Raw genomic sequence first — 19586 nt, forward strand, 5'->3', positions numbered from 1 at the left:
GCGGGATGATCTTGCGCGCGGAGGGCGTATCGCTCGGCTACGGCGGGCGCCGCGTCGTCGAGAACCTGTCGCTCGACCTGCCGCCTGGTCGCATGACCGCGATCCTCGGCCCGAACGGCTGCGGCAAGTCCACGCTTTTGCGCGCGCTGGCGCGCCTGATCGAGCCCCTGGCGGGGCGCGTGACGCTGGACGGCGCGGATCTCGGCCGCGAGAACACGCGCCAGCTGGCGCGCCAGCTGGCGATCCTGCCGCAGGCGCCGCTGGCCCCGAGCGGCATCACCGTCGCGGAACTGGTCGGACGGGGCCGCGCGCCCTGGCGCGCGCTGCTGGCCCCTTGGAGCGAGTCCGACAACGAGGCGGTGCGACGGGCGCTCGATGCGGTTTCGATGACCCAGCAGGCCGACCGGCGCGTGGACGAGCTGTCGGGCGGCCAGCGCCAGCGCGTCTGGCTGGCTCTGGTGCTCGCACAGGATACGCCGATCCTGCTTCTCGACGAACCGACCACCTGGCTCGACCTGCCGCACCAGCTGGAGGTTCTCAAGCTCCTGCAGGCACGCAACCGAAGCGCGGGCACGACCGTGATCAGCGTTCTCCACGACCTCAACCTAGCCGCGCGCTTCTTCGATTACCTGGTTCTTCTGGGGGATGATGGCCTCGTGGCCACCGGAGCGCCGGAACAGGTCCTCACCGAGGAAAACCTTCGCCGGGCGTTCAACCTCGCATCGCGCGTCCTGCCCGATCCCGTGACCGGCACGCCGATGGTGGTCCCGCTCTGAGGGCAGGCCGGAAATCTTCCCTCACGCCTTCGTGAGCGATCGTTTGCCGCCCTGACGAACGGTTCGCCAGCCGCTATCTTCGGTTGTGCGGACGGGAGGCCGCCTCCATGACGGCAGATGCGGGGAGACAAGCAGGAGAACCCATCGCGGCGCGCCGGGTCGCCCCGCCGCCGCGCAGGACGCCCGAGGCGCTGCAACCGGCTTCCGGACTGATCCTCGGACTGATGCTGTCCGGCGTCCTGTGGCTGGTCCTGCTCGTGCTCTGGTTGTTGATCTAGCGTTCTTGTGACGTCATCGCCGGCGCCGGCGCCAGGCCAGCGCCGGCTTCTCGATGCCGTACCAGGAGGCAATGCTGAGGGGCACGACGATCGCCGATGCCAGGAGACCATTCTCCCACGGTGACTGCGTCGGACGCCAGACCGCCTGTTGGATCGGCCAGGCATAGATGTAGATCCCGTAGGAGAAGTCGCCGATCCGGTCGAGATCGACATGCGGCGCGAGATAGGCGGCAACGAAGATCGCGTAGACGAGGCCGAACGCCAGGACGATCGGGAACAACGGTGTTCCCCAGACGAGCCAGGGCAGGAGAACCGCCGCAACCGCGGCCGGGCCGTTCAAGGGCACATGGTCCCGGTTGATCCAGAACAGCGACCCGATCACGAAGTAGGCGAACTGCCGGTTGTGATGGGGCGCGACGCCGATCGCCGGCAGGTAGGGCTGCAGCCAATAGCCGCCGATCAGAACCGCCCCCAGAACCGCGTTGGCGACGGCGCGCCGGCGAAAGCCGCCCGCGAGCCCGAAAACCAGCACGGCCCCGTAGCATCGAAGCTCCAGAATGACGGTCCACAGCGAGCCGTTGACGCTGTCGCCGAAGGGTCGGTCCGCAAACACGCCGGGAAGCTGGGTTCGCAGATCGAGAAGCAGGGCCCCCAAGGCGAAGGACCACGTCTGCGGCGAGTGGAAGAACTCGCCCGTGCCGAGCGTCGAGAGCATGGGGCCCAGAACCAGGATCATCAGCGCAAAGAAGGCGAGCGCCGCCGGATACAGCCGCAGGACGCGGCTGAGAACGAAGTCGCGCCAGGGACGGTTCTCGAAGCTCGCGGTCACCAGGAACCCGCTGATCGCGAAGAAGCCGGTCACCGCAATCGCGCCGATCCAGGTCCCCGGCATCATCATGCGCGATACGGGATCGAAGCCCGATCCCGTCAGTGGCCAGGCATGCCCCCACAGGACCGCGAGCGAGAACACGAGACGGATCAGCGTGAAGTTGTTGTCCCGTCGCCCGTCGAAGTGCGAGAGGGGCGTCGCGGCAAGTAGCGGTGGAGGTCGGAGCCGCAAGCGCCTAGCGGAAGTGCTTCGACAGCTTCAACCCCTGCGCCTGGTAGTTCGAGGCGAGGTCGAGGCCGTAGAGCCGGTCGGGGCGGCTCGCCATCGGCTCGTAGACGAGGCGACCGACCGTCTGACCGTGCTCCAGGATGAAGGGCACGTCGTGCGAGCGCACCTCCAGCACGGCGCGGCTGCCGGTGCCCCCGGCCCGGCCGTGGCCGAAGCCGGGATCGAAGAAGCCGGCATAGTGGACGCGGAACTCGCCGACCAGCGGGTCGAACGGCGTCATCTCGGCCGCGTAGTCCGGCGGCACGTGGACCGCCTCCTCCGACACGAGGATGTAGAACTCGTCGGGGTCGAGCACGAGTTCGCCCGTGCCCGAGCGCCGGATCGGCTCCCAGTAGTCGAGAACGTCGTGCGCGGCGCGCCGGTCGACGTCGACGACGCCCGTGTGGCGCTTGCCACGATAGCCGACGAGCCCGCTCGCATCGCCCTTGAGATCGATCGAAACGGCGATGCCCATGTTGGAGATGTCGGGCCGCGCGGCGCTGGTGAGTTGCTCGGCCGCATGAAGCGCCTCGAGCGCCTCGCCGCCAAGCACGGCATCTCCTGTGCGGAAGCGGATCTGGCTGAGGCGCGACCCCTCGCGCGCGACGATCGGGAAGGTGCGCGGCGAGATCTCGATGAAGAGCGGCCCGTGGTAGCCGGCGGCGACCTTGTCGAACTCCGGCGCCCCGTCGGTGAGGACGCGCGTGAAGATGTCGAGCCGGCCGGTGGAGCTCTTGGGGTTGGTGGCCGCGCGAAGGTCCGCCGGCAACGCTAGGCTTTCCAGAATCGGCACGACGTAGACGCAGCCGGTTTCGAGAACCGCGCCGACCGTCAGATCGATCTCGTGCATGGAGAAGCGCTCGAGCTTCTCGGCGACCGTGCGCCCGCGCCCCGGCAGGAAGCTCGCGCGCACCCGGTAGGCCTTGGGGCCCAGGCGCAGATCGAGGCTCGCCGGCTGGATCTGGTCGGGATCGAGCGGGCGCGCGCTCGCGATCGCGCCGGACTGATGAAGGCGCGCGATCTCGCGGTCGGGAAGGATGCCGGCGGTCATGACACTCCTTCTCCCACAAGCCTGACTTCCGCAAGGTTAAAGCGGCCGCGCGCCGGTTGCCATTGGCCCGGCGGAGGACTATGGCTCGTCGCCATCCCGTGGTGATTTTGGCCGGCCGGCTTGCAGCCACGTAAAACAACTCGCTAAGAGCCGCTTTCCGCCCGATCGCGCGCGCTGTCCCTCGAGTTCTCGATCCTCGAAGCCGGCCTCGGAGTAGCCGTCATGCTGACCACCAACGCCGAACACCGCCCCTTGCGGCCTGCGACCAGCCTCGTCCACAGCGGCACCATGCGCTCGCCCTTCGGCGAGACCTCCGAGGCGCTCTTCCTGACGCAGGGCTTCGTCTACGACACGGCCGAGGCGGCCGAGCGCCGCTTCAAGGGCGAGGAGCCCGGCTTCGTCTACTCGCGCTACGCCAACCCGACGACGCGCATGTTCGAGGAGCGCATGATCGCGCTGGAGGGCGCCGAAGACGCGCGCGCCACCGCCAGCGGCATGGCCGCCGTCTCCTCGGCGCTGCAGTGCTCGGTGAAGGCCGGCGACCACGTGGTGGCCGCGCGCGCCCTGTTCGGCTCGTGTCGCTACATCATCGAGACGGTGCTCGGCCGCGCGGGCGTGGCGTCGACCTTGGTGGACGGGCGCGACCTCGACCAGTGGCGCGCCGCCGTGCGGCCGGAGACCAAGGTGTTCTTCCTGGAGTCGCCCACCAATCCGACGCTGGAGGTGGTGGACATCGCCGCGGTGGCCGAGATTGCCCACGCCGCGGGCGCGATCCTGATCGTCGACAACGTGTTTGCGACACCGCTCCAGCAGAAGCCGCTGGAGCTCGGGGCCGACGTCGTCATCTATTCCGCCACCAAGCACATTGATGGCCAAGGGCGGTGCCTAGGAGGCGTGATCCTGTCGAACCAGCAGTGGATCGACGAGACGCTGCAGGACTTCTTCCGTCACACCGGTCCCTCGCTCTCGCCGTTCAACGCCTGGACGCTGCTCAAGGGCCTGGAGACGCTGCCGCTGCGCGTCGCGCAGCAGAGTGCGAACGCCGCCAAGCTCGCCGACTTTCTGGCCGGCTCGCCGAAGGTCAGCCGCGTGCTCTACCCCGGACGGGCCGACCATCCCGATGCCGCGATCATCGCGCGCCAGATGAAGGGCGGCTCGACGCTGGTGGCCTTCGAGCTCGCGGGCGGCAAGGAGGCGGCGTTCCGCGTCTCCAACGCGCTGCGCATCGTCAAGATCTCCAACAATCTGGGCGACGCCAAGAGCCTGATCACCCATCCCGCCACCACCACGCACAAGAGCCTCACCGAAGAGGCGCGCGCCGAGCTCGGCATCGGGCCGGGCCTCCTGCGCCTGTCGGCGGGCATCGAGGACGGCGACGATCTTCTGGAGGACTTCGAGCGGGCGCTGCGCCTCGCCTGAGGGTCCCGACCGCACCTTGCGATTTGACCTTTCGGGGCGTCCGGGCGACAAGCGCCTGGACGCCCTTTGTTCCCGGGCGCGCCTGCCGAAGACCCGAGAAGCGATGTACACGGCCACCACGCGCCACATCACCGTCAGCGTGACCCCGACCTACCTGCCCGAGCAGTCGGAGCCCGACGAGAACCGCTGGGTCTTCGCCTACCGGATCGAGATCGAGAACGGCTCGCGCGAGACCGTGCAGCTGCGCTCGCGCTACTGGCACATCACCGACGCGCACGGCCATGTCGAGGAGGTGCGGGGACCGGGCGTCGTCGGCGAGGAGCCGATCCTGTCGCCCGGCGACAGCTTCACCTACACGTCGGGCTGCCCGCTCGGCACGTCGTCCGGCATCATGCGCGGGCGCTTCCGCATGCAGGGCGTCGACGGCACCTACTTCGAGATCGAGGTACCGGCCTTCTCGCTGGATGCCCCCAGCGACCGACCGCGCACCCTGAACTGACAACGGCTCAGGCGTCGCGCGGAGCCGCGCTCGTCGAGGGCTGAGGGCGGCGCGTCAGCGCGGCGCCGGCCAGGATCAAGGCGATGCCGAGCAGCGCCGCCCACAGGCGCAAGGGGCGGCCGAGCGTCCAGTCGAGCGCGACGCCCGACACCATCTGCCCCGCGATCATCAGGAGCGCGGTGCGCGCGGCGCCGAGCCGGGCGATCACCCAGCTTCCCGCCGCCACGAACACGACGCCGACCGGGCCGCCGAGATAGCTCCACCAGGGTGCCAGGCGCGCCTCCGGCACGAGGAGGCCGCCCGCCACCAGGCCGCCGAGCGTCAACGCCGCGAAGCCGACCGCATGGTTCCAGAACGAGGCCTCGAGCGGCGAGGTCGACAGGCTGAGGCGACCGTTCAGCTGTCGGCTGAGCCCGACCAGGATGCCGGCGAGCGTGGCGAGAACAAGGAACGTCACGGCTCGGCGCCGGCAAACAGGATGATCAGGGCACTGCCCGACAGGATCAGGAGGAGCGCCGCGCCGTCGCGACGGTCGGGCCGACGCGCGGGCAGGCCGAACCAGCCGAAGCGGTCGGCCAGGAGCGCGAAGACGACCTGGCCGAGGAGCCCGAGCGCCAGCGTTCCGGCCAGGCCGAGCCCGCTGTTGACGGCCTGTGAGGTGATGATCACGGTGAGCGCGCCCGACAGGCCGCCGGCGTAGGCCCACAGGGGCGCGCGGGCCCGCGGTCGTGCGGCGTCGCCCTGTGGGGTCGCCGCGCGTCGGCCGCGCAGCAGGACGAGAAAGAGGATCGCCGCGAGCGTTCCCGTGCCGTGCGCCGCCCAGGACGAGAAGACCGGTCCCGCCGCCGCCCCGAGCGCGCCGTTGAGCTGCACCATGACGGTGAGGAGCGCGCCGGTGCCCAGCGCCGCGCCGATGGCCAACGGCCCGCCCTCGTGTCTCACCGCGTCCGGTCTCGAGCCTCGAGCCCGTCAGGCCTTCGGCTCGAACTCCTCGGGCGCGAAATCGTAGCGCTCGCCGCAGAACTCGCACTGGACGCTGATGCGCCCGTCCTCGACGCTCTCCGCGATCTCCTCGGCGGAGAAGTTCGACAGGACGCCACGGATCTTCTCGCGCGTGCAGGAGCAGTCGTCGCGCACGGGGATCGGCTCGAAGACGCGCACGCCGCGCTCGTGGAAGAGGCGGAACAGGAGGCGCTCCACGCCGACCTCGGGGTCGGCCAGCTCGGAGGGCTCCACCGTGCCGACCAGCGCCTGGACCTCGGTCCAGCTGTCGTCCTCGGGCGGAGCGGCGATCTCGGTACCCTCCGGCGCGTCGCCGCCAGGAAGGTCGATCACGCGCAGGCGCTCGGGCGCCTCGGGCAGGAACTGGGCGATCAGGCCGCCGGCCCGCCACGTCTCGCGAAAGCCCTCGCCCTCGATGCGGCGCGCGATGCGCGCGACCGCCAGGCGCACCACGGTCGGGATCTGCTCGCTCTGCCGGAAGTAGGTCTCGGCGACCTGCTCCAGCGTCGCGCCGTCGAGCTCGACGATGCCCTGGTAGCGTTGGGTGTGCGGTCCCTGGTCGATCGTGAGCGCCATGACACCGCGCCCGAGAAGGTCGGGCGCCTGCGTGCGCCCTTGCGCCTCGGCAGCGGCCAGGAGCTCGGGGTCGAAGCGCGCGTAGGCGCGCACCGAGGAGGGCGTCGTGAAGTCCACGACCAGGAGGTCGACGGGACCGTCGGTCTGCGTCTGGGCGGAGAACTTGCCGCTGAACTTCAGCGACGTCCCCAGCAGGACCGTCAGCACCACCATCTCGGCGAGGAGCTGCGAGACAGACGCGGGATAGGCGTGGCGCGCCAGGATGGCATCCACCATCTCGCCGAGCTGCACGGCGCGCCCGCGCGCGTCCAGCGCCTCCACGGCGTAGGGCACCACCGCATCGTCGCCGGCGAAACCGAATTCGCCCAGTTCGCGCACGCCGCCCTCAGCCACGCGCCGCGACCTCGCCGAAGGCCCAGGCCAGGATCGACTTCTGGGCATGGAGGCGGTTCTCGGCCTCGTCGAAGACCACGGACTGCGGCCCGTCGATCACCGCGTCGGTGACCTCCTCGCCGCGATGGGCCGGCAGGCAGTGCATGAAGAGCGCGTCCGGCGCGGCCTGGGACATGAGACGCTCGTTGACCTGGTAGGGCTGGAACACGTTGTGGCCGCGCGCCTGGTCCTCGCGGCCCATCGAGACCCAGGTATCGGTGACCACGCAGTCCGCACCCGCGACCGCCTCGGCGGCGTCGCGCGTGAGATGGAGGCGCGTGCCGGCCGCCCGGGCGCGCTCGACGAAGCGCGGGTCGGGGTCCGAGCCCTCGGGGGTCGCGATGCGCAGCGTGAAGTCGAAGCGGCCCGCCGCCTCGATCAGGGAGTTCAGGACATTGTTGCCGTCGCCGGTCCAGGCGAAGGTGCGCCCCTTCACCGGACCGCGATGCTCCTCGAAGGTGAGGATGTCGGCCATGATCTGGCAGGGATGGGTGTCGTCGGTCAACGCGTTGATCACCGGCACGGTGGCGCTTTCGGCCATCTCGATGAGGCGCGCGTGATCGGTGGTGCGGATCATGATGGCGTCGACGTAGCGCGACAGGACGCGCGCCGTATCGGCGATCGTCTCGGCGCGGCCGAGCTGCATCTCGGAACCCGACAGGAACAGCGTCTCGCCGCCGAGCTGGCGCATGGCCACGTCGAACGAGACGCGGGTGCGCGTGGACGGCTTCTCGAAGATCATGGCGAGCGTGCGCCCCTCGAGCGGACGCGGGCCTGAGCGGCCCTGGCGCTTGCGCGCGCCGGCGTCGTCGAGGATGGCGCGAAGGTCGCCGGCCGAGACCGCCGACAGGTCGAGGAAGTGGCGCGGCGCGTCCGTCCCGGCCTGCCGGGTCTTCTCCAGCGCGCTCATGCCGCCGCTCCCTGCCTCTTGGCGCGCAGCGCGGCCAGAGCGTCGTCGATGCGAGAGACGCCTTCGCGCACCTCGTCGGCCGTGATCGTGAGGGGCGGCAGGAAGCGCACCACGTTGTCGCCGGCGGGCGCGGCGAGAACGCTCTCCTCGCGCAGCGCCGTGATCAGCTCGCCGTTCGGAACCGTCGGTTTGAGGCCGATCAGCAGTCCCTCGCCACGCACCGCCTCCACCATGTCGGGGTAGCGATCCTGCAGCGAGGCGAGGCCCTGGCGGAAGAGCGAGGCGGTGCGGCGCACCTCCTCCAGGAAGCCCTCGGCCAGCACCACGTCGAGCACCGCATTGCCGACCGCCATAGCGAGCGGGTTGCCGCCGAAGGTCGTGCCATGCGTGCCGGGCGTCATGCCCTTGGCCGCCTCGGCGGTGGCGAGGCACACGCCCATCGGGAAGCCGCCGCCGATGCCCTTGGCCGAGGCCAGGACGTCGGGCGCGGCGCCGGAGCGCTCATAGGCGAAGAAGGTGCCGGTACGCCCGACGCCGGTCTGCACCTCGTCGTAGATCAGGAGGATGCCCTCGCGGTCGCACAGCTCGCGCAGGCCCTTGAGGCACACGTCGGGCACCGCGCGGATACCCCCCTCGCCCTGGATCGGCTCGACGAGGACCGCGGCGGTCTCGGGCGTGATCGCGGCGCGCAGGGCGTCGTGATCGCCGAAGGGAACCTGGTCGAAGCCTTCGACCTTGGGGCCGAAACCCTCGAGATACTTGGCCTGCCCGCCGGCCGCGATGGTGGCGAGCGTGCGGCCGTGGAAGGCACCGGTAAAGGTCACGACGCGAAAGCGCTCGGGCTGCCCCGAGACGTAGTGGTAGCGCCGCGCGGTCTTGATCGCGCATTCCAGCGCTTCCGCGCCGGAGTTGGTGAAGAAGGCCTTGTCGGCGAAGGTCGCGTCCACCAGCCGCTGGCCGAGGCGCCGCTGGTCGGGGATCTCGAAGAGGTTCGAGACGTGCCACAGCTTGCCGGCCTGGTTCGCCAGGGCCTGGGCCAGGTGCGGATGCGCGTGGCCGAGCGAGTTCACCGCGATGCCGCCGGTCAGGTCCAGGTAGCGTCGCCCCTCGGTGTCGATCAGCCAGACGCCCTCGCCTCGCTCGACGCTGAGGTTCGCTCGGGCAAAGGTCGAAAACAGCGGATCGTCGGCCTGGTGCATGACGGGCTTCGGCTTGTGGAGGAACGGGAGGGGCGAGGCTCGCGGCCGTGGTGGCGGATCGAGCGAAAGAACGAGGCCTCAACGGAGCGCGAGACCCGGCTATACCATGGCCGGACCGCGCATTGTCAATCAAGAGCGGCCGCCGGGCCTACGTCCGGGGCCTTCTCTGTCCTGTTGATAAGCGAGCGCGCGGAGGCGCGAAACTGGCCGCAACCTTGCCTTGCGAAGCGTCAGCACGCTAACAGACTGAGCAACACCCGGCGGGCGTGGCGAACGGCCTTGCGTTTCAAGGCCGAGCCGGGCGGGGGACATCGCCGTCCCCGACGCTTCCGACGCCCGCATTCCTTTTCGGGCCGCTCCCACGTGCCCGGCAGTTGCAAGGAGTGTTCGACCGCATGAGTTGGACCGACGAACGGATCGATTCCCTGAAGCGCCTGTGGGGCGACGGGCTGAGTGCCAGCCAGATCGCCTCGCAGCTCGGCGGCGTCAGCCGCAACGCGGTGATCGGCAAGGTGCACCGCCTGAAGCTCGAAAGCCGCATCAAGCCGCCCGTCGAAACCCTGAAGCGCGAGGCGCTTCTGGAGGGCGCCGCGATGCAGGCCGTGGCGGCAGCCGAGGTCGCGCCTCCCGCCCCGCCGCCGCTGCCGCGCCTCGTGGTCTCGACGCCGGCCCCGGCGGCTCCCGCCCCCCTGCCCCGCTTCGTCGCCCCCGCGATCGAGATGCCCGAGCCGGACGGCTCCGCGCTCGGTGCCGTCGCGGAGGTGCAAGCGTCCGCCGGCGTCGTGGAGGCCGCGCCCGCGACGCGCAACCTGACGCTGATCCAGCTGTCGGAGCGCACCTGCAAGTGGCCGCTCGGCGATCCGCTCAGCGACGAGTTCCGCTTCTGCGGCAACCACTCGCGCGATGCTTCGCCCTATTGCGCCTACCACGCGCGCCTGGCCTTCCAGCCGGCTTCCGAGCGACGCCGCGTTCGCTGAGGCCGTTGGCAGGGCGGCTCCGGTTCCGCTAGAGGGGGCTCCAAACACAAGAGGAGCCCGCCCGTGAGCGATCCGAAGTCCGTCACGCTGCCCGATCGCCTCGCGATCGATCCCGACAGCCCTTACCACGATGCCGAGCTCCTCCAGCGCGGCATCGGCATCCGCTTCAAGGGTGCGGAGAAGACCAACGTCGAGGAATACTGTGTCAGCGAGGGCTGGATCCGGGTTGCGGCCGGCACGGCGCGCGACCGTCACGGCAAGCCGCTCCTCCTGAAGCTGCGCGGCCCCGTCGAGCCCTACATCAAGGACGACGGCGAGGAGGGCTGAGCCCTCCCCCGCCCCGCGGCCGGCGCGATGCTTACGTGATCGCGCCGAGCTGCCAGGGCACGAACTCGTTGTCGCCGTAGTCATAGATCTCGCTTCGGGTGCGCTCGCCCGAGGCGGTGGCCAGAATCTGCTCGAACATGCGCCGGCCCGCCGCCTCGATCGTCTCGGCACCGGTGACAATGCCGCCGCAGTCGAAGTCCATGTCCTCGCTCATGTGCTCGAACATGGGCGTGTTGGTCGCGACCTTGATGGTGGGCACCGGCTTCCAGCCCGAGACCGAGCCGCGGCCGGTCGTGAAGACGAGCATGTTGCAGCCGCCGGCCACCTGCCCCGTCACCGCCACCGGGTCGTAGCCCGGCGTGTCCATGAACACGAAGCCGGGCCGGTCGATCGTCTCGGCATACTCGTAGACGGCCTCCAGCGGCATCGAGCCGCCCTTGGCCACGGCGCCGAGCGACTTCTCGAGGATCGTCGTCAGCCCGCCGGCCTTGTTGCCGTGCGAGGGGTTGTTGTTCAGCTCCGCCCCATGGCGCTCGGTGTAGGACTGCCACCATTCGATGCGGTCCATGAGCTTCCGGGCGACGGCCGGCGTCGCGGCGCGGCGCGTCAGCAGATGCTCGGCGCCATAGATTTCCGGCGTCTCGGCGAGGCACGTCGTGCCGCCATGGCGCACCAGAAGATCCGAGGCGTAGCCAAGCGCCGGATTGGCCGAGATGCCGGAATAGCCGTCCGAGCCGCCGCATTCGAGCGCGAGCTTCAGCCCCGACAGCGGCTGGGCGGTGCGCTGGGCGGCGTTGGCCTCGGGCAGCATGCCACGAATGATGGCGACGGCCTCCTCGATCGTACGCCGGGTGCCGCCGCGATCCTGGATCGTCATCGTGCGCAGGCGTGCGCTCTCTTCCAGCCCGTAGCGGCTCTGGATGAAGGAGATCTGGTTCGACTCGCAGCCGAGCCCGATCATCAGGATGCCCGCGAAGTTCGGATGGCGTGCGTAGCCGGACAGCGTGCGCGTCAGGTAGTCGTAGGCCTCCGACTTCACCGAGAGCGCGCAGCCCTGCCCGTGGGTCAGCGCCACCACGCCGTCGACGTTCGCAAATCCCTCCAGGCCGCCCTTGTTGTTGAAGTGGTCGGCGACGGCCTTGGCGACCGTGGCCGAGCAGTTCACCGAGGACACGATGCCGATGTAGTTGCGCGTGCCGACCTGTCCGTCGGCGCGCGCAAAGCCCTGGAAGGTGCGGCGCTCGGCCTCCGGCAGGAGCGGGGTCGGACGTGCGTCGGCGCAGAACTCGTGCCGGACCGCACTGTCCTGCATGGCGAGGTTGTGAAGGTGGACATGGTCGCCGGGTGCGATGTCCGCGGTCGCCAGACCGATCACCTGACCGTATTTCAGAACCCGGCCGCCGGCGGGCACCGCCCGGATCGCGACCTTGTGGCCGCTCGGAATCTCCATTCGCGCCGCGATCGCCTCGACGCCGAGCGGCTCGCCGGGCGCGACCGCGCGGCGCGCGACGGCCACGTCATCGTCGGGGTTGAGCACGATCACGGGGGCGGCGTCGGGTCGGGTCAGCATCGCAGGCACTTTCTGGCGAAAAGCCGGATCCTCCCCCGGCCGGGCGCGCGGTCACCTTCGTGTCGCGGGACTGGCGAAGTCAAGGCCGCAGGTGTCTTCCGCATATGGGTGGCGATCCGGGCGGCACCAAATCGCCGCAGGCAGCGCCAACGATGGAACCGGAGAAATTCGTTAACGATTGGCAGCCTCATGGCCCAGCTTCCGCTCGGCGGCCTCGCCGCACCCCTTGCTCCCTCGTCCGCACCGTCCCGGCGCAAGGCGCGCACGCGCGAGCCCGCTCGCCCCGCAGCAGAGCCCGCCGGCGATCCGGAGGCCGCAGTCCGCGCCAAGGCGCTTCTGGTGCACAAGCGCCTGTGCGCCGAGTACCATTGTCCGATCAGCTACTTCCACAACCTCGACCCGGTGAGCGAACTCGTCTCCTCGCTTCTGTCGCACCGCACGCGCAACGCGGACTCGGGCGCGGCCTTCAAGCGGCTGCGCGAGCGGTTTCCCACTTGGGAGGACGTGATCGAGGCGCCCACGGCCGAGGTGGAGGAAGCCATCCACGGGGTGCGCTGGCCCGAACTCAAGGCGCCGCGCATTCAGGAGATCCTGGCCCAGGTGCTCGCGCGCGTCGGCGACCTCGATCTCGACTTCCTGGCCGAGATGGGGGTGGATCGGGCGCGCGCGTGGCTGGAGGAACTCTCCGGCATCGGTCCCAAGACCAGCGCGGCCGTTCTGTCCTTCTCGCGCCTCCGCATGCCGGCGCTACCGGTCGACAGTCATCATCACCGCGTCGCGCAGCGGCTCGGACTGATCGGCGCCAAGGTGGCGGTCGGTCCCAGCCACACGGTCCTGCGCGCCCAGCTTCCCGGGGACTGGGACGCGCAGACGCTCTACGACAACCACGAGATCCTGATGCTGCACGGGCAGCGCGTCTGCCACCATCGCGCGCCGCGCTGCGGAGCCTGCGTTGTGCGCGACATCTGCCCGAGCGCCGACCACGTGGGTTGAGCGCCACCCCAGGCTCCGAACTCGCCGCTCAAAGTCAGAAGAGGACGGTGGCTGCGAGGGCGATGGCGCAGAGGAAGACGGCTGGGCGTCGAGCGTGAGCCGAGTGGTCGCCCGTCGTCGGCCGTTCAAACTCCCGACCGTGATCGCGATGCGGTTGCAGTGCTTGCAGCGTCGCTCGTCGCGTTCGACGGCCGCGCTGCGCGATCTCCGTCCTGGGCCCCGTCGGCGTCGGCGCCGCGAGCAGCTGGCCGCCATGGTGCCATAGGCAACTCGTTCAGCAGGGCCGCCCCGTATCGTCGCCCGATGAGGCCTGGCAATCGTCCTATGGACGATCCGGCGACCCGTCCGAGGATCGCAGGGCGCATACGGAGATGCTGCCCAAGCGCCCACGGATGGGCACGGCGCGGGGCGGGGCGAACCTTTCGAGTGTCTCGCGTGGGACGCCCTGCGCTTGCGCGGCAAGAAACACGGCCTCGCTGACGAGCAGGTCCAGCACCTGCGATTGGTAGCCGACCTCGCTCACGAAATGAGGATCGAGCCAGATCCGCAACTGGTCCGCTGGCGCGAGATCGGTGTCGACGATGCGGGCGCTACCAACCGTGACGGTGTCCGGCAGCCGGACGGTCCACCAGACGCAGACGCTCCATGCGAACGCTGCGCTCATACCCGTCCAGAGCACCAGCAACGGCGACGTCGTCAGCGCCGATCCCATGACATAGAGCGGCAGATACAGGAAGCTGGAGAACCGCAGCGCCACCTGCGGCGGCCATTCGTAGTCCGGCAGCAGGTTCGGCGATGCCAGGGTCACGCTGAGGACGACGACGTCGAGGACGATGAGAATGGCGGCTGGCACACGCCAGAGGGTTGCGGGCAGGCGCGACACGAGACGGTCCACGATCCAGCCCACCAGCACAAGGGCTGCGAAGAATGCCGCATAGGTCAGGGCCCGTTCGAGCGTCGTGGTCAGGACGAACACGCCGGTCAGAAGCGCAAGAACCGTAGCTCGGACCTTGAGCTGCAGTTGGAAACCGCTGCGCTCGGCGTCTCGCAGATCCGATATCCAGGACGGATCGGGGCTTTCGGGCGCTCCGTTCCGCGGGATCGGGACGAAGCCGGTCATGTCGCGCTCCGTCAGTTCGGGTTCAAAAGGGCATGGGTCTGGGCGTAGGTACCCGTTTGATCCGCAAAGCGCAGCGCCTTCACACGCTCGACCAGGATCTCTCCCTCCGGCGTCTCGCCCCGTTCCAAGATACCCATGACCTCGTCGACATAGTCGGCGAGCGGCATGGCGTCGGGGTCCGAAAGCGGCCGCCCACCGCCGAGCTCGGTCTGCACGTAGGGAGGCACGAGTTCCAGCACCTCGATGCCAACGGCCCGCAGCTGGAAGCACAAGGACTGAGCCCAGGCATGCAGGAATGCCTTCGTGGCGCAGTAGGTCGGGAAGGTGTGGCGCGGCACGAAGACGAGGCCCGACGTCGTGACGACAATCGTGGCGCTCGAGTTTTGCGCGAGCGTCGGCAGCACGACCTCGTTGAGGTGAAGCACGCTCGCGACATTCGTCGCGAGGATCGAGCGCCAGACAGGGGAATTCCGCTCGCCGGGCGTCAGCGTCTCCGGACGCGAGATGCCGGCATTGTTGAAAAAGACGTTGAGCTCCGGAAACTCCGCCGCCAGCCGGCGTCGAAGCGCCTCGATCGGTCAGTTCTTCAGGCGCAGCGTGCGGATGCGGTCGAACAGCACCGCGAGGATGATCGCCCCGCCGATGAAGGTTCCCTGCCAGAAGGCGTTGATGCCGAGCAGCCCGAGGCTGTTGCGGATGACCTCGATCAGCGCCGCGCCGACGAGCGCACCGGCGGCCGTGCCGATGCCGCCGGCCAGATTGGCGCCGCCGATCACCGCGGCCGCGATGACCTGAAGCTCCATGCCGGCGCCGATATTGGTCGTGACGGCGCCGAGCCAACCGGTCTGGATGATGCCCGCGATACCGGCGGCCAGTGCCGAGATCATGTACACGGCAACCTTGATGGGCTTCACCGGCACGCCGGTGAGGGTTGCGGCGTGCTCGTTGCCGCCGATCGCGTAGACGTATCGCCCGAAGCGCGTCCAGCGCAGGACGTAGCCCGTGATCAGCGCCAGGACGATCATGTAGATCACGGGATTGGCGATGCCGAAGACGTAGGCTCCGCCACCCAGTGACAGCAGCGTCTGGTGGTCCGGCCCGAACTCGAACACGACGGTGTTGTTGGATGCCACCATCGCCAGGCTCCGCGCCACGGACAGCATGCCGAGCGTGACCACGAAGGGCGGAAACCCTAGATAGGCGATCAGGATGCCGTTGAAGGCCCCGATGGCAAGCGCCGTCGCCAGCGAGGCGGCGATGCCCGTGCCGATCCCGTATCCCGCGTGCATCGTGACGGCGAGCACCATCGAGGCCAGGCACAGCGTCGAGCCGACCGACAGGTCGATGCCGCCGGAGATGATCACCAGCGTCATCCCGAGCGCCACGATCGCCACGAAGGTCACGTTGCGGGTGATGTTGTAGAGGTTCTTCGTGGTGGCGAAGCTATCGGTCGCGAACGACAGGAAGAGGCAAGCGCCGATCACGGCGAGCAGCACCCAGAAGGTCTGGCTTCCGATCTGCTGGGACAGCCAGCTCCGTTCGCGTTGCTGGATGGTCTGGTCGAGGGTGATGGCCATGCTTGACGCCCTTGAAGGTTTGCCGCGCGGTCGGGACGGCCGGTTTCAGGCTTCCTGGATCGCGCCCGTGATGAGGCCGGTGACCTCCTCGGGCGAGCTCGAGGCGATCCGCTTATCCGCGACCTTGCGGCCGCGCCGCATCACGATCACGCGGTCGGCGACGTCGAACACGTCGGGCATGCGATGGCTGATCAGGACGACAGTGATGCCCTGGTCGCGCAGGCGCCGGATGAGGTTGAGAACCTCCGCGACCTGCCGCACGGAGATGGCCGCCGTCGGCTCGTCCATGAGCACGATCTTGGCGTCGGACAGGCGCGTTCGCGCGATCGCGACCGCCTGCCGCTGCCCGCCCGACATCTGACGCACCAGATCGCGCGGTCGCGTTTCCGACTTCAGTTCGGCAAAGAGTTCGCCCGCCCGGCGGTACATGCGGCCGTAGTCGAGGACGCTGAACGGAAAGATCCCGCGCCGCAGCTCGCGACCCAGAAAGACGTTGGCGGCGGCGCTCAGATTGTTGCAGAGCGCCAGATCCTGATGGACGATCTCGATCCCGTGCCGACGCGCATCCACGGGCCGCGTCATGACGAGATCCTTCCCGTCCATGCGGAGCGAGCCTTCGCTCGGCCGGAAGTTGCCGGCGATCATCTTGGCCAGCGTCGACTTGCCCGCGCCGTTGTCGCCCATCAATCCAACGACCTCGCCCGCTTCCAGTGAGAAGGACACGTCGTTCAACGCCTGGATGGCACCGAAGTGCTTGGACACCCGGTCGAGCTCAAGAACCGCCAAAGCCGCACGCCTCCCACCCGCGCGACGCGCTTCAACGCCTGAGGCTACAGGGGCCGGCGTTGAACGGAGTTCGAGCGGTTCCTCCCATCCCGGTTGATGTCCGGGTCTTTCGCTCATTTGTGCAAACGGCGGGAAGACCGTCAATCCGGCCGATCTTCCAAATTTCTTGCGGGTACCCGCAAGAATATTGACCGCCCGAAGCGGCCCGGCTTAGCTTCCGCTTCGAAACGCAACGATGGAACGCGGATCCAGCAGACCGCATCAGATTGGTACCGGAAACGCTCCGGCGCCGGCCAAAACGCGGGTTTGCCGCCTCGGCTGCCTCCTTCGAAACGATCCAACGAATGGGGATGGGGATCGCGCACGATGCGCCCTCCTTGCATCCGACCATCCGGCCCAACCGCAAGGCTCCTCAGAACGGGCCACGGGCTAACGGGCCGGTTCGCGACGAGCGGCTCATCCGGGCCGCCGCATGTCTGGGAGGACCATCATGAACAAACTCGCGCTTCTCTTGACGGCCGCCGTGCTGGCGCTCGGTGCCGGCCCTGCCTTCGCCAAGAAGCAACTCGTGATCGTGGTGAAGGGGCTCGACAACCCCTTCTTCGAGGCGATCCATCAGGGTTGCGAGAAGTGGAACTCGGAAAACGCCTCGTCCGAGTACGAATGCTTCTACACCGGTCCCGCCTCGACCTCGGACGAGGCCGGCGAGGCGCAGATCGTCCAGGATCTGCTCGGCAGGGCCGATACGGTCGCGATGGCGATCTCGCCCTCCAACGCCAAGCTGATCGCCCAGACCCTGAAGACCGCTGCGCCGACGATCCCGATCATGACGCTGGACGCCGATCTGGCGACCGACGACGCGATGCTGCGCAAGACCTATCTCGGCACCGACAACTACCTGCTCGGCCAGAAGCTGGGCGAGTACATCAAGAAGGCCAAGCCGAACGGCGGCAAGATCTGCACGATCCAGGGCAATCCGGGAGCCGACAACATCCTGCGCCGCGCGCAGGGAACGCGCGACGCGCTCAGCGGGCAGAAGGGCAACGCGGCCCTGGCAGGCGAAGGCGGATGGACCGAAGTGGCGGGTTGCCCCGTCTTCACCAACGACGACGGCGCCGTCGGCGTTCAGGCGATGACCGACATCCTGGCCGCCAATCCCGATCTCGACGCCTTCGCGATCGAGGGGGGATGGCCCCTCTTCGGTGCCCCGCAGCCCTATCGCAACCTCTTCAAGCCGCTGGCCGACCGCATCGCCACGGGTGACTTCGTTGTCGCGGCCGCCGACACGATCGGCGACGAGGTCGCGATCGCCCGGGAAGGTCTCGTGAACGTGCTCGTCGGCCAGCGCCCGTTCGAGATGGGCTACAAGGCCCCCAGCGTCATGATCGATCTCATCGAGGGCAAGCCGGTCGCGGATCCCGTCTTCACCGGACTGGACGAGTGCACGAAGGAAACCGTCGACACCTGCATCCAGAAGTAGGCTCGGCGGTCGACCGGAAGGCGGTGCGTACGGCCCGTTGGCCACTGCATCGCCTTCGCGCGATCGGTTCGCCGGAACCCTGCGATCGAAGCGCGTCGGCGGCTTGTCGCCGGACAGCGTGCGACGACGCTCGGTTCTTCGAGCCTGTCTCCAGAAAGGTCGGGGCGATCGTGGCGGCTGTCGGATCGCGTTCCGGCCTTGCGATCGTCGGGTCGCTCGCAGGATCCGGAATCTTCGATCCGGGTATCTCGGATCACCGGCTCCGTCAGACACCGCACTGTCGGCGTCGCCGGAACGCGTCTACGCTTGCGCGGTCAATGGTTTAAGCGGGCGACCCGGCCGGCCTTGCGGGACGGCGCGGGACGTGTCGGGGACCTGTGCGGGATGGGAGGAAGCGCATGACCGAACGGGACCGGACAACGGTCGGCATCATCGGGCTGGGAGCGATGGGCAGCGGCATGGCGCGCGCCCTTCTGGCGGCCGGGCTCGCGGTGCGCGGCTTCGACCTGTCGCCAACGGCGCGCCAGAACCTGGCCGCGCTCGGCGGGACGCCCGCGTCCAGTGCCGGCGAGGCGGCGCAGGACGCCGCGATCCTGGTCATGGTGGTGGTGAACGCGCAGCAGACCGAGGACATCCTGTTCGGGCCGGATGGTACGGCCGCGCGCCTGGCGCCCGGCGCGGTGGTCGTGTCGTGTGCGACCATGGCGCCCGACGACGCGCGGCGTCTCGAGGCCAGGGCGCGCGAGCACGGCCTTCTTTATGTCGACGCGCCGATGAGCGGGGGGACGGGACGGGCGGCCTCGGGCGAGTTGTCCTTCATGGCCTCGGGCCACCCGGACGCGTTCACGCGGGCCGAGCCGGCGCTGAATGCGATGGCGGCGACGCTGCACCGGCTGGGCGACGAGGCGGGAATCGGATCGGCCTTCAAGATGGTCAACCAGCTTCTGGCCGGCGTCCACATCGCGGCGGCCTGCGAGGCGGTGGCGCTGGCCGCCCGGCTCGGGCTCGACCTTCAAACGGTCTACGACGTGATCCGCGTCTCGGCCGGCACGTCCTGGATGTTCGAGAACCGGGTGCCGCACATCCTGGACGGCGACTACGCGCCGCGCAGCGCGGTGGACATCTTCGTCAAGGACCTGGGCATCGTCACCGACATGGGCCGGGCGAGCCGCTTCCCGACGCCGCTGGCCGCCCTCGCGATGCAGATGTTCGTGATGACCAGCGCCGCCGGCATGGGCCGCGACGACGACGCCTCGGTCGCGCGCCTCCTGGCGGACCTGGCCAACGTCAAGCTGCCGTCCGGGACCTGACCGGAGCGGCCAGGACCCCGGACGGCGGATCACCCCGTTTCCCGGCGCGACGACGGCGGCGGTTCGAGGACGAGGCCACGGTTCCCTTGATGCCGCAGATCCCAGCGGGGCGGACAGGCGCGCGGTAACGGAAACCCATCGGTTGCCCGCTGTTCGGATCGCGTGTGGTCCATCGTGCCGCTTCGGGTGCGACGATGGGCGCACGCCC

The 19586-nt window shown here is 69.2% G+C and carries 21 protein-coding genes and 1 riboswitch; of the genes, 9 read left to right on the forward strand and 12 right to left on the reverse strand.

The features are described from left to right. Positions 1-5 precede the first annotated feature (5 nt). Positions 6-776, forward strand: coding sequence for an ABC transporter ATP-binding protein (locus tag BLQ76_RS17230; RefSeq protein WP_090675892.1), 771 nt, complete (start codon positions 6-8; stop codon positions 774-776). Between the two features lie 107 nt (positions 777-883). Continuing rightward, the gene (locus BLQ76_RS22180; RefSeq protein ID WP_170842635.1) at positions 884-1054 is read left to right on the forward strand and encodes a hypothetical protein; all 171 of its coding nucleotides are present in this window, start codon (positions 884-886) and stop codon (positions 1052-1054) included. A gap of 13 nt (positions 1055-1067) precedes the next feature. On the opposite strand, the gene BLQ76_RS17240 is transcribed toward BLQ76_RS22180, so the two are convergent. Both BLQ76_RS17240 and BLQ76_RS17245 read right to left on the reverse strand, forming a co-directional pair. After that, positions 1068-2114, reverse strand: a complete 1047-nt coding sequence (locus BLQ76_RS17240; protein ID WP_090675897.1) for an acyltransferase family protein — start codon at positions 2112-2114, stop codon at positions 1068-1070. Between the two features lie 4 nt (positions 2115-2118). Beyond that, positions 2119-3201 carry a 2'-deoxycytidine 5'-triphosphate deaminase gene (locus BLQ76_RS17245; RefSeq protein ID WP_090675899.1) on the reverse strand — a complete coding sequence of 361 codons (1083 nt, stop codon included), beginning with the start codon at positions 3199-3201 and terminating at the stop codon, positions 2119-2121. Between the two features lie 88 nt (positions 3202-3289). Continuing rightward, positions 3290-3367, forward strand: a riboswitch (SAM riboswitch). A 56-nt stretch (positions 3368-3423) separates the two neighbouring features. On the opposite strand from BLQ76_RS17245, the gene BLQ76_RS17250 reads away from it, so the two are divergent. Then, positions 3424-4620 (forward strand): O-succinylhomoserine sulfhydrylase, encoded by a 1197-nt coding sequence (locus tag BLQ76_RS17250; RefSeq protein ID WP_090675901.1) that lies wholly within the window; start codon positions 3424-3426, stop codon positions 4618-4620. A 103-nt stretch (positions 4621-4723) separates the two neighbouring features. Beyond that, positions 4724-5119, forward strand: coding sequence for a Co2+/Mg2+ efflux protein ApaG (gene apaG / locus BLQ76_RS17255; protein ID WP_090675904.1), 396 nt, complete (start codon positions 4724-4726; stop codon positions 5117-5119). 7 nt (positions 5120-5126) lie between these two features. Here apaG and BLQ76_RS17260 read toward each other — a convergent pair whose 3' ends face one another. The 5 genes from BLQ76_RS17260 to BLQ76_RS17280 are packed head-to-tail and all read right to left on the reverse strand — an operon-like array spanning position 5127 to position 9238. Further along, entirely contained in the window at positions 5127-5576 is a 450-nt protein-coding gene (locus BLQ76_RS17260) for a DMT family transporter (protein WP_090675906.1), read from the reverse strand. After that, positions 5573-6040, reverse strand: a complete 468-nt coding sequence (locus BLQ76_RS17265; protein WP_280140078.1) for a DMT family transporter — start codon at positions 6038-6040, stop codon at positions 5573-5575. Before BLQ76_RS17265 ends, BLQ76_RS17260 begins: the two co-directional genes overlap by 4 nt. 48 nt (positions 6041-6088) lie before the next feature. Then, positions 6089-7090 (reverse strand): Hsp33 family molecular chaperone, encoded by a 1002-nt coding sequence (locus tag BLQ76_RS17270; protein WP_244519702.1) that lies wholly within the window; start codon positions 7088-7090, stop codon positions 6089-6091. Further along, a complete protein-coding gene (gene argF, locus BLQ76_RS17275) occupies positions 7083-8039 on the reverse strand; it encodes an ornithine carbamoyltransferase (RefSeq protein ID WP_090675910.1) in 957 nt (318 codons plus the stop codon). The genes BLQ76_RS17270 and argF overlap by 8 nt, the downstream gene beginning before the upstream one ends. Then, a complete protein-coding gene (locus BLQ76_RS17280) occupies positions 8036-9238 on the reverse strand; it encodes an aspartate aminotransferase family protein (protein ID WP_090675912.1) in 1203 nt (400 codons plus the stop codon). The genes argF and BLQ76_RS17280 overlap by 4 nt, the downstream gene beginning before the upstream one ends. A gap of 395 nt (positions 9239-9633) precedes the next feature. On the opposite strand from BLQ76_RS17280, the gene BLQ76_RS17285 reads away from it, so the two are divergent. Then, the gene (locus BLQ76_RS17285) at positions 9634-10215 is read left to right on the forward strand and encodes a GcrA family cell cycle regulator (protein ID WP_090675915.1); all 582 of its coding nucleotides are present in this window, start codon (positions 9634-9636) and stop codon (positions 10213-10215) included. Between the two features lie 63 nt (positions 10216-10278). After that, the gene (locus tag BLQ76_RS17290) at positions 10279-10542 is read left to right on the forward strand and encodes a DUF3297 family protein (protein WP_090675918.1); all 264 of its coding nucleotides are present in this window, start codon (positions 10279-10281) and stop codon (positions 10540-10542) included. Positions 10543-10573: 31 nt separating this feature from the next. Here the strand turns inward: BLQ76_RS17290 and BLQ76_RS17295 are convergent, their stop codons facing one another. Then, positions 10574-12112 (reverse strand): UxaA family hydrolase, encoded by a 1539-nt coding sequence (locus BLQ76_RS17295; protein WP_090675921.1) that lies wholly within the window; start codon positions 12110-12112, stop codon positions 10574-10576. 189 nt (positions 12113-12301) lie between these two features. Between BLQ76_RS17295 and BLQ76_RS17300 the strand changes: the two genes are divergently transcribed. Continuing rightward, complete coding sequence (locus BLQ76_RS17300; protein ID WP_090675924.1) at positions 12302-13105, forward strand: endonuclease III domain-containing protein; 804 nt, start codon at positions 12302-12304, stop codon at positions 13103-13105. Positions 13106-13427: 322 nt separating this feature from the next. On the opposite strand, the gene BLQ76_RS17305 is transcribed toward BLQ76_RS17300, so the two are convergent. The 4 genes from BLQ76_RS17305 to BLQ76_RS17320 are packed head-to-tail and all read right to left on the reverse strand — an operon-like array spanning position 13428 to position 16588. Beyond that, on the reverse strand, positions 13428-14225 hold the full coding sequence (locus tag BLQ76_RS17305) for a hypothetical protein (protein ID WP_090675927.1): 798 nt from the start codon (positions 14223-14225) through the stop codon (positions 13428-13430). 11 nt (positions 14226-14236) lie between these two features. After that, on the reverse strand, positions 14237-14800 hold the full coding sequence (locus BLQ76_RS17310) for an SDR family NAD(P)-dependent oxidoreductase (protein ID WP_090675929.1): 564 nt from the start codon (positions 14798-14800) through the stop codon (positions 14237-14239). Between the two features lie 3 nt (positions 14801-14803). Next, on the reverse strand, positions 14804-15802 hold the full coding sequence (locus BLQ76_RS17315) for an ABC transporter permease (RefSeq protein ID WP_090675931.1): 999 nt from the start codon (positions 15800-15802) through the stop codon (positions 14804-14806). A gap of 45 nt (positions 15803-15847) precedes the next feature. Further along, on the reverse strand, positions 15848-16588 hold the full coding sequence (locus BLQ76_RS17320) for an ATP-binding cassette domain-containing protein (RefSeq protein WP_244519703.1): 741 nt from the start codon (positions 16586-16588) through the stop codon (positions 15848-15850). A 490-nt stretch (positions 16589-17078) separates the two neighbouring features. Here BLQ76_RS17320 and BLQ76_RS17325 point away from each other — a divergent pair, with 490 nt between their 5' ends. Together BLQ76_RS17325 and ltnD are read left to right on the forward strand one after the other, a co-directional pair. Next, positions 17079-18068 (forward strand): sugar-binding protein, encoded by a 990-nt coding sequence (locus BLQ76_RS17325; RefSeq protein WP_090675935.1) that lies wholly within the window; start codon positions 17079-17081, stop codon positions 18066-18068. Between the two features lie 377 nt (positions 18069-18445). Continuing rightward, complete coding sequence (gene ltnD / locus BLQ76_RS17330; RefSeq protein ID WP_342028265.1) at positions 18446-19378, forward strand: L-threonate dehydrogenase; 933 nt, start codon at positions 18446-18448, stop codon at positions 19376-19378. The last annotated feature ends 208 nt before the right edge of the window (positions 19379-19586 follow it).

This window comes from Aureimonas jatrophae (genome assembly GCF_900104035.1).
GTDB classification, from domain to species: domain Bacteria; phylum Pseudomonadota; class Alphaproteobacteria; order Rhizobiales; family Rhizobiaceae; genus Aureimonas; species Aureimonas jatrophae.

Excerpts from the sequence above, each read along its gene's own strand:
- BLQ76_RS17230 (WP_090675892.1), top strand. The coding sequence starts at position 6 with ATGATCTTGCGCGCGGAGGGCGTATCGCTCGGCTACGGCGGGCGCCGC.
- BLQ76_RS22180 (WP_170842635.1), top strand. The coding sequence starts at position 884 with ATGACGGCAGATGCGGGGAGACAAGCAGGAGAACCCATCGCGGCGCGC.
- BLQ76_RS17245 (WP_090675899.1), bottom strand. The coding sequence starts at position 3,201 with ATGACCGCCGGCATCCTTCCCGACCGCGAGATCGCGCGCCTTCATCAG.
- BLQ76_RS17250 (WP_090675901.1), top strand. The coding sequence starts at position 3,424 with ATGCTGACCACCAACGCCGAACACCGCCCCTTGCGGCCTGCGACCAGC.
- apaG (WP_090675904.1), top strand. The coding sequence starts at position 4,724 with ATGTACACGGCCACCACGCGCCACATCACCGTCAGCGTGACCCCGACC.
- argF (WP_090675910.1), bottom strand. The coding sequence starts at position 8,039 with ATGAGCGCGCTGGAGAAGACCCGGCAGGCCGGGACGGACGCGCCGCGC.
- BLQ76_RS17280 (WP_090675912.1), bottom strand. The coding sequence starts at position 9,238 with ATGCACCAGGCCGACGATCCGCTGTTTTCGACCTTTGCCCGAGCGAAC.
- BLQ76_RS17285 (WP_090675915.1), top strand. The coding sequence starts at position 9,634 with ATGAGTTGGACCGACGAACGGATCGATTCCCTGAAGCGCCTGTGGGGC.
- BLQ76_RS17295 (WP_090675921.1), bottom strand. The coding sequence starts at position 12,112 with ATGCTGACCCGACCCGACGCCGCCCCCGTGATCGTGCTCAACCCCGAC.
- BLQ76_RS17300 (WP_090675924.1), top strand. The coding sequence starts at position 12,302 with ATGGCCCAGCTTCCGCTCGGCGGCCTCGCCGCACCCCTTGCTCCCTCG.
- BLQ76_RS17305 (WP_090675927.1), bottom strand. The coding sequence starts at position 14,225 with ATGACCGGCTTCGTCCCGATCCCGCGGAACGGAGCGCCCGAAAGCCCC.
- BLQ76_RS17315 (WP_090675931.1), bottom strand. The coding sequence starts at position 15,802 with ATGGCCATCACCCTCGACCAGACCATCCAGCAACGCGAACGGAGCTGG.
- BLQ76_RS17325 (WP_090675935.1), top strand. The coding sequence starts at position 17,079 with ATGAACAAACTCGCGCTTCTCTTGACGGCCGCCGTGCTGGCGCTCGGT.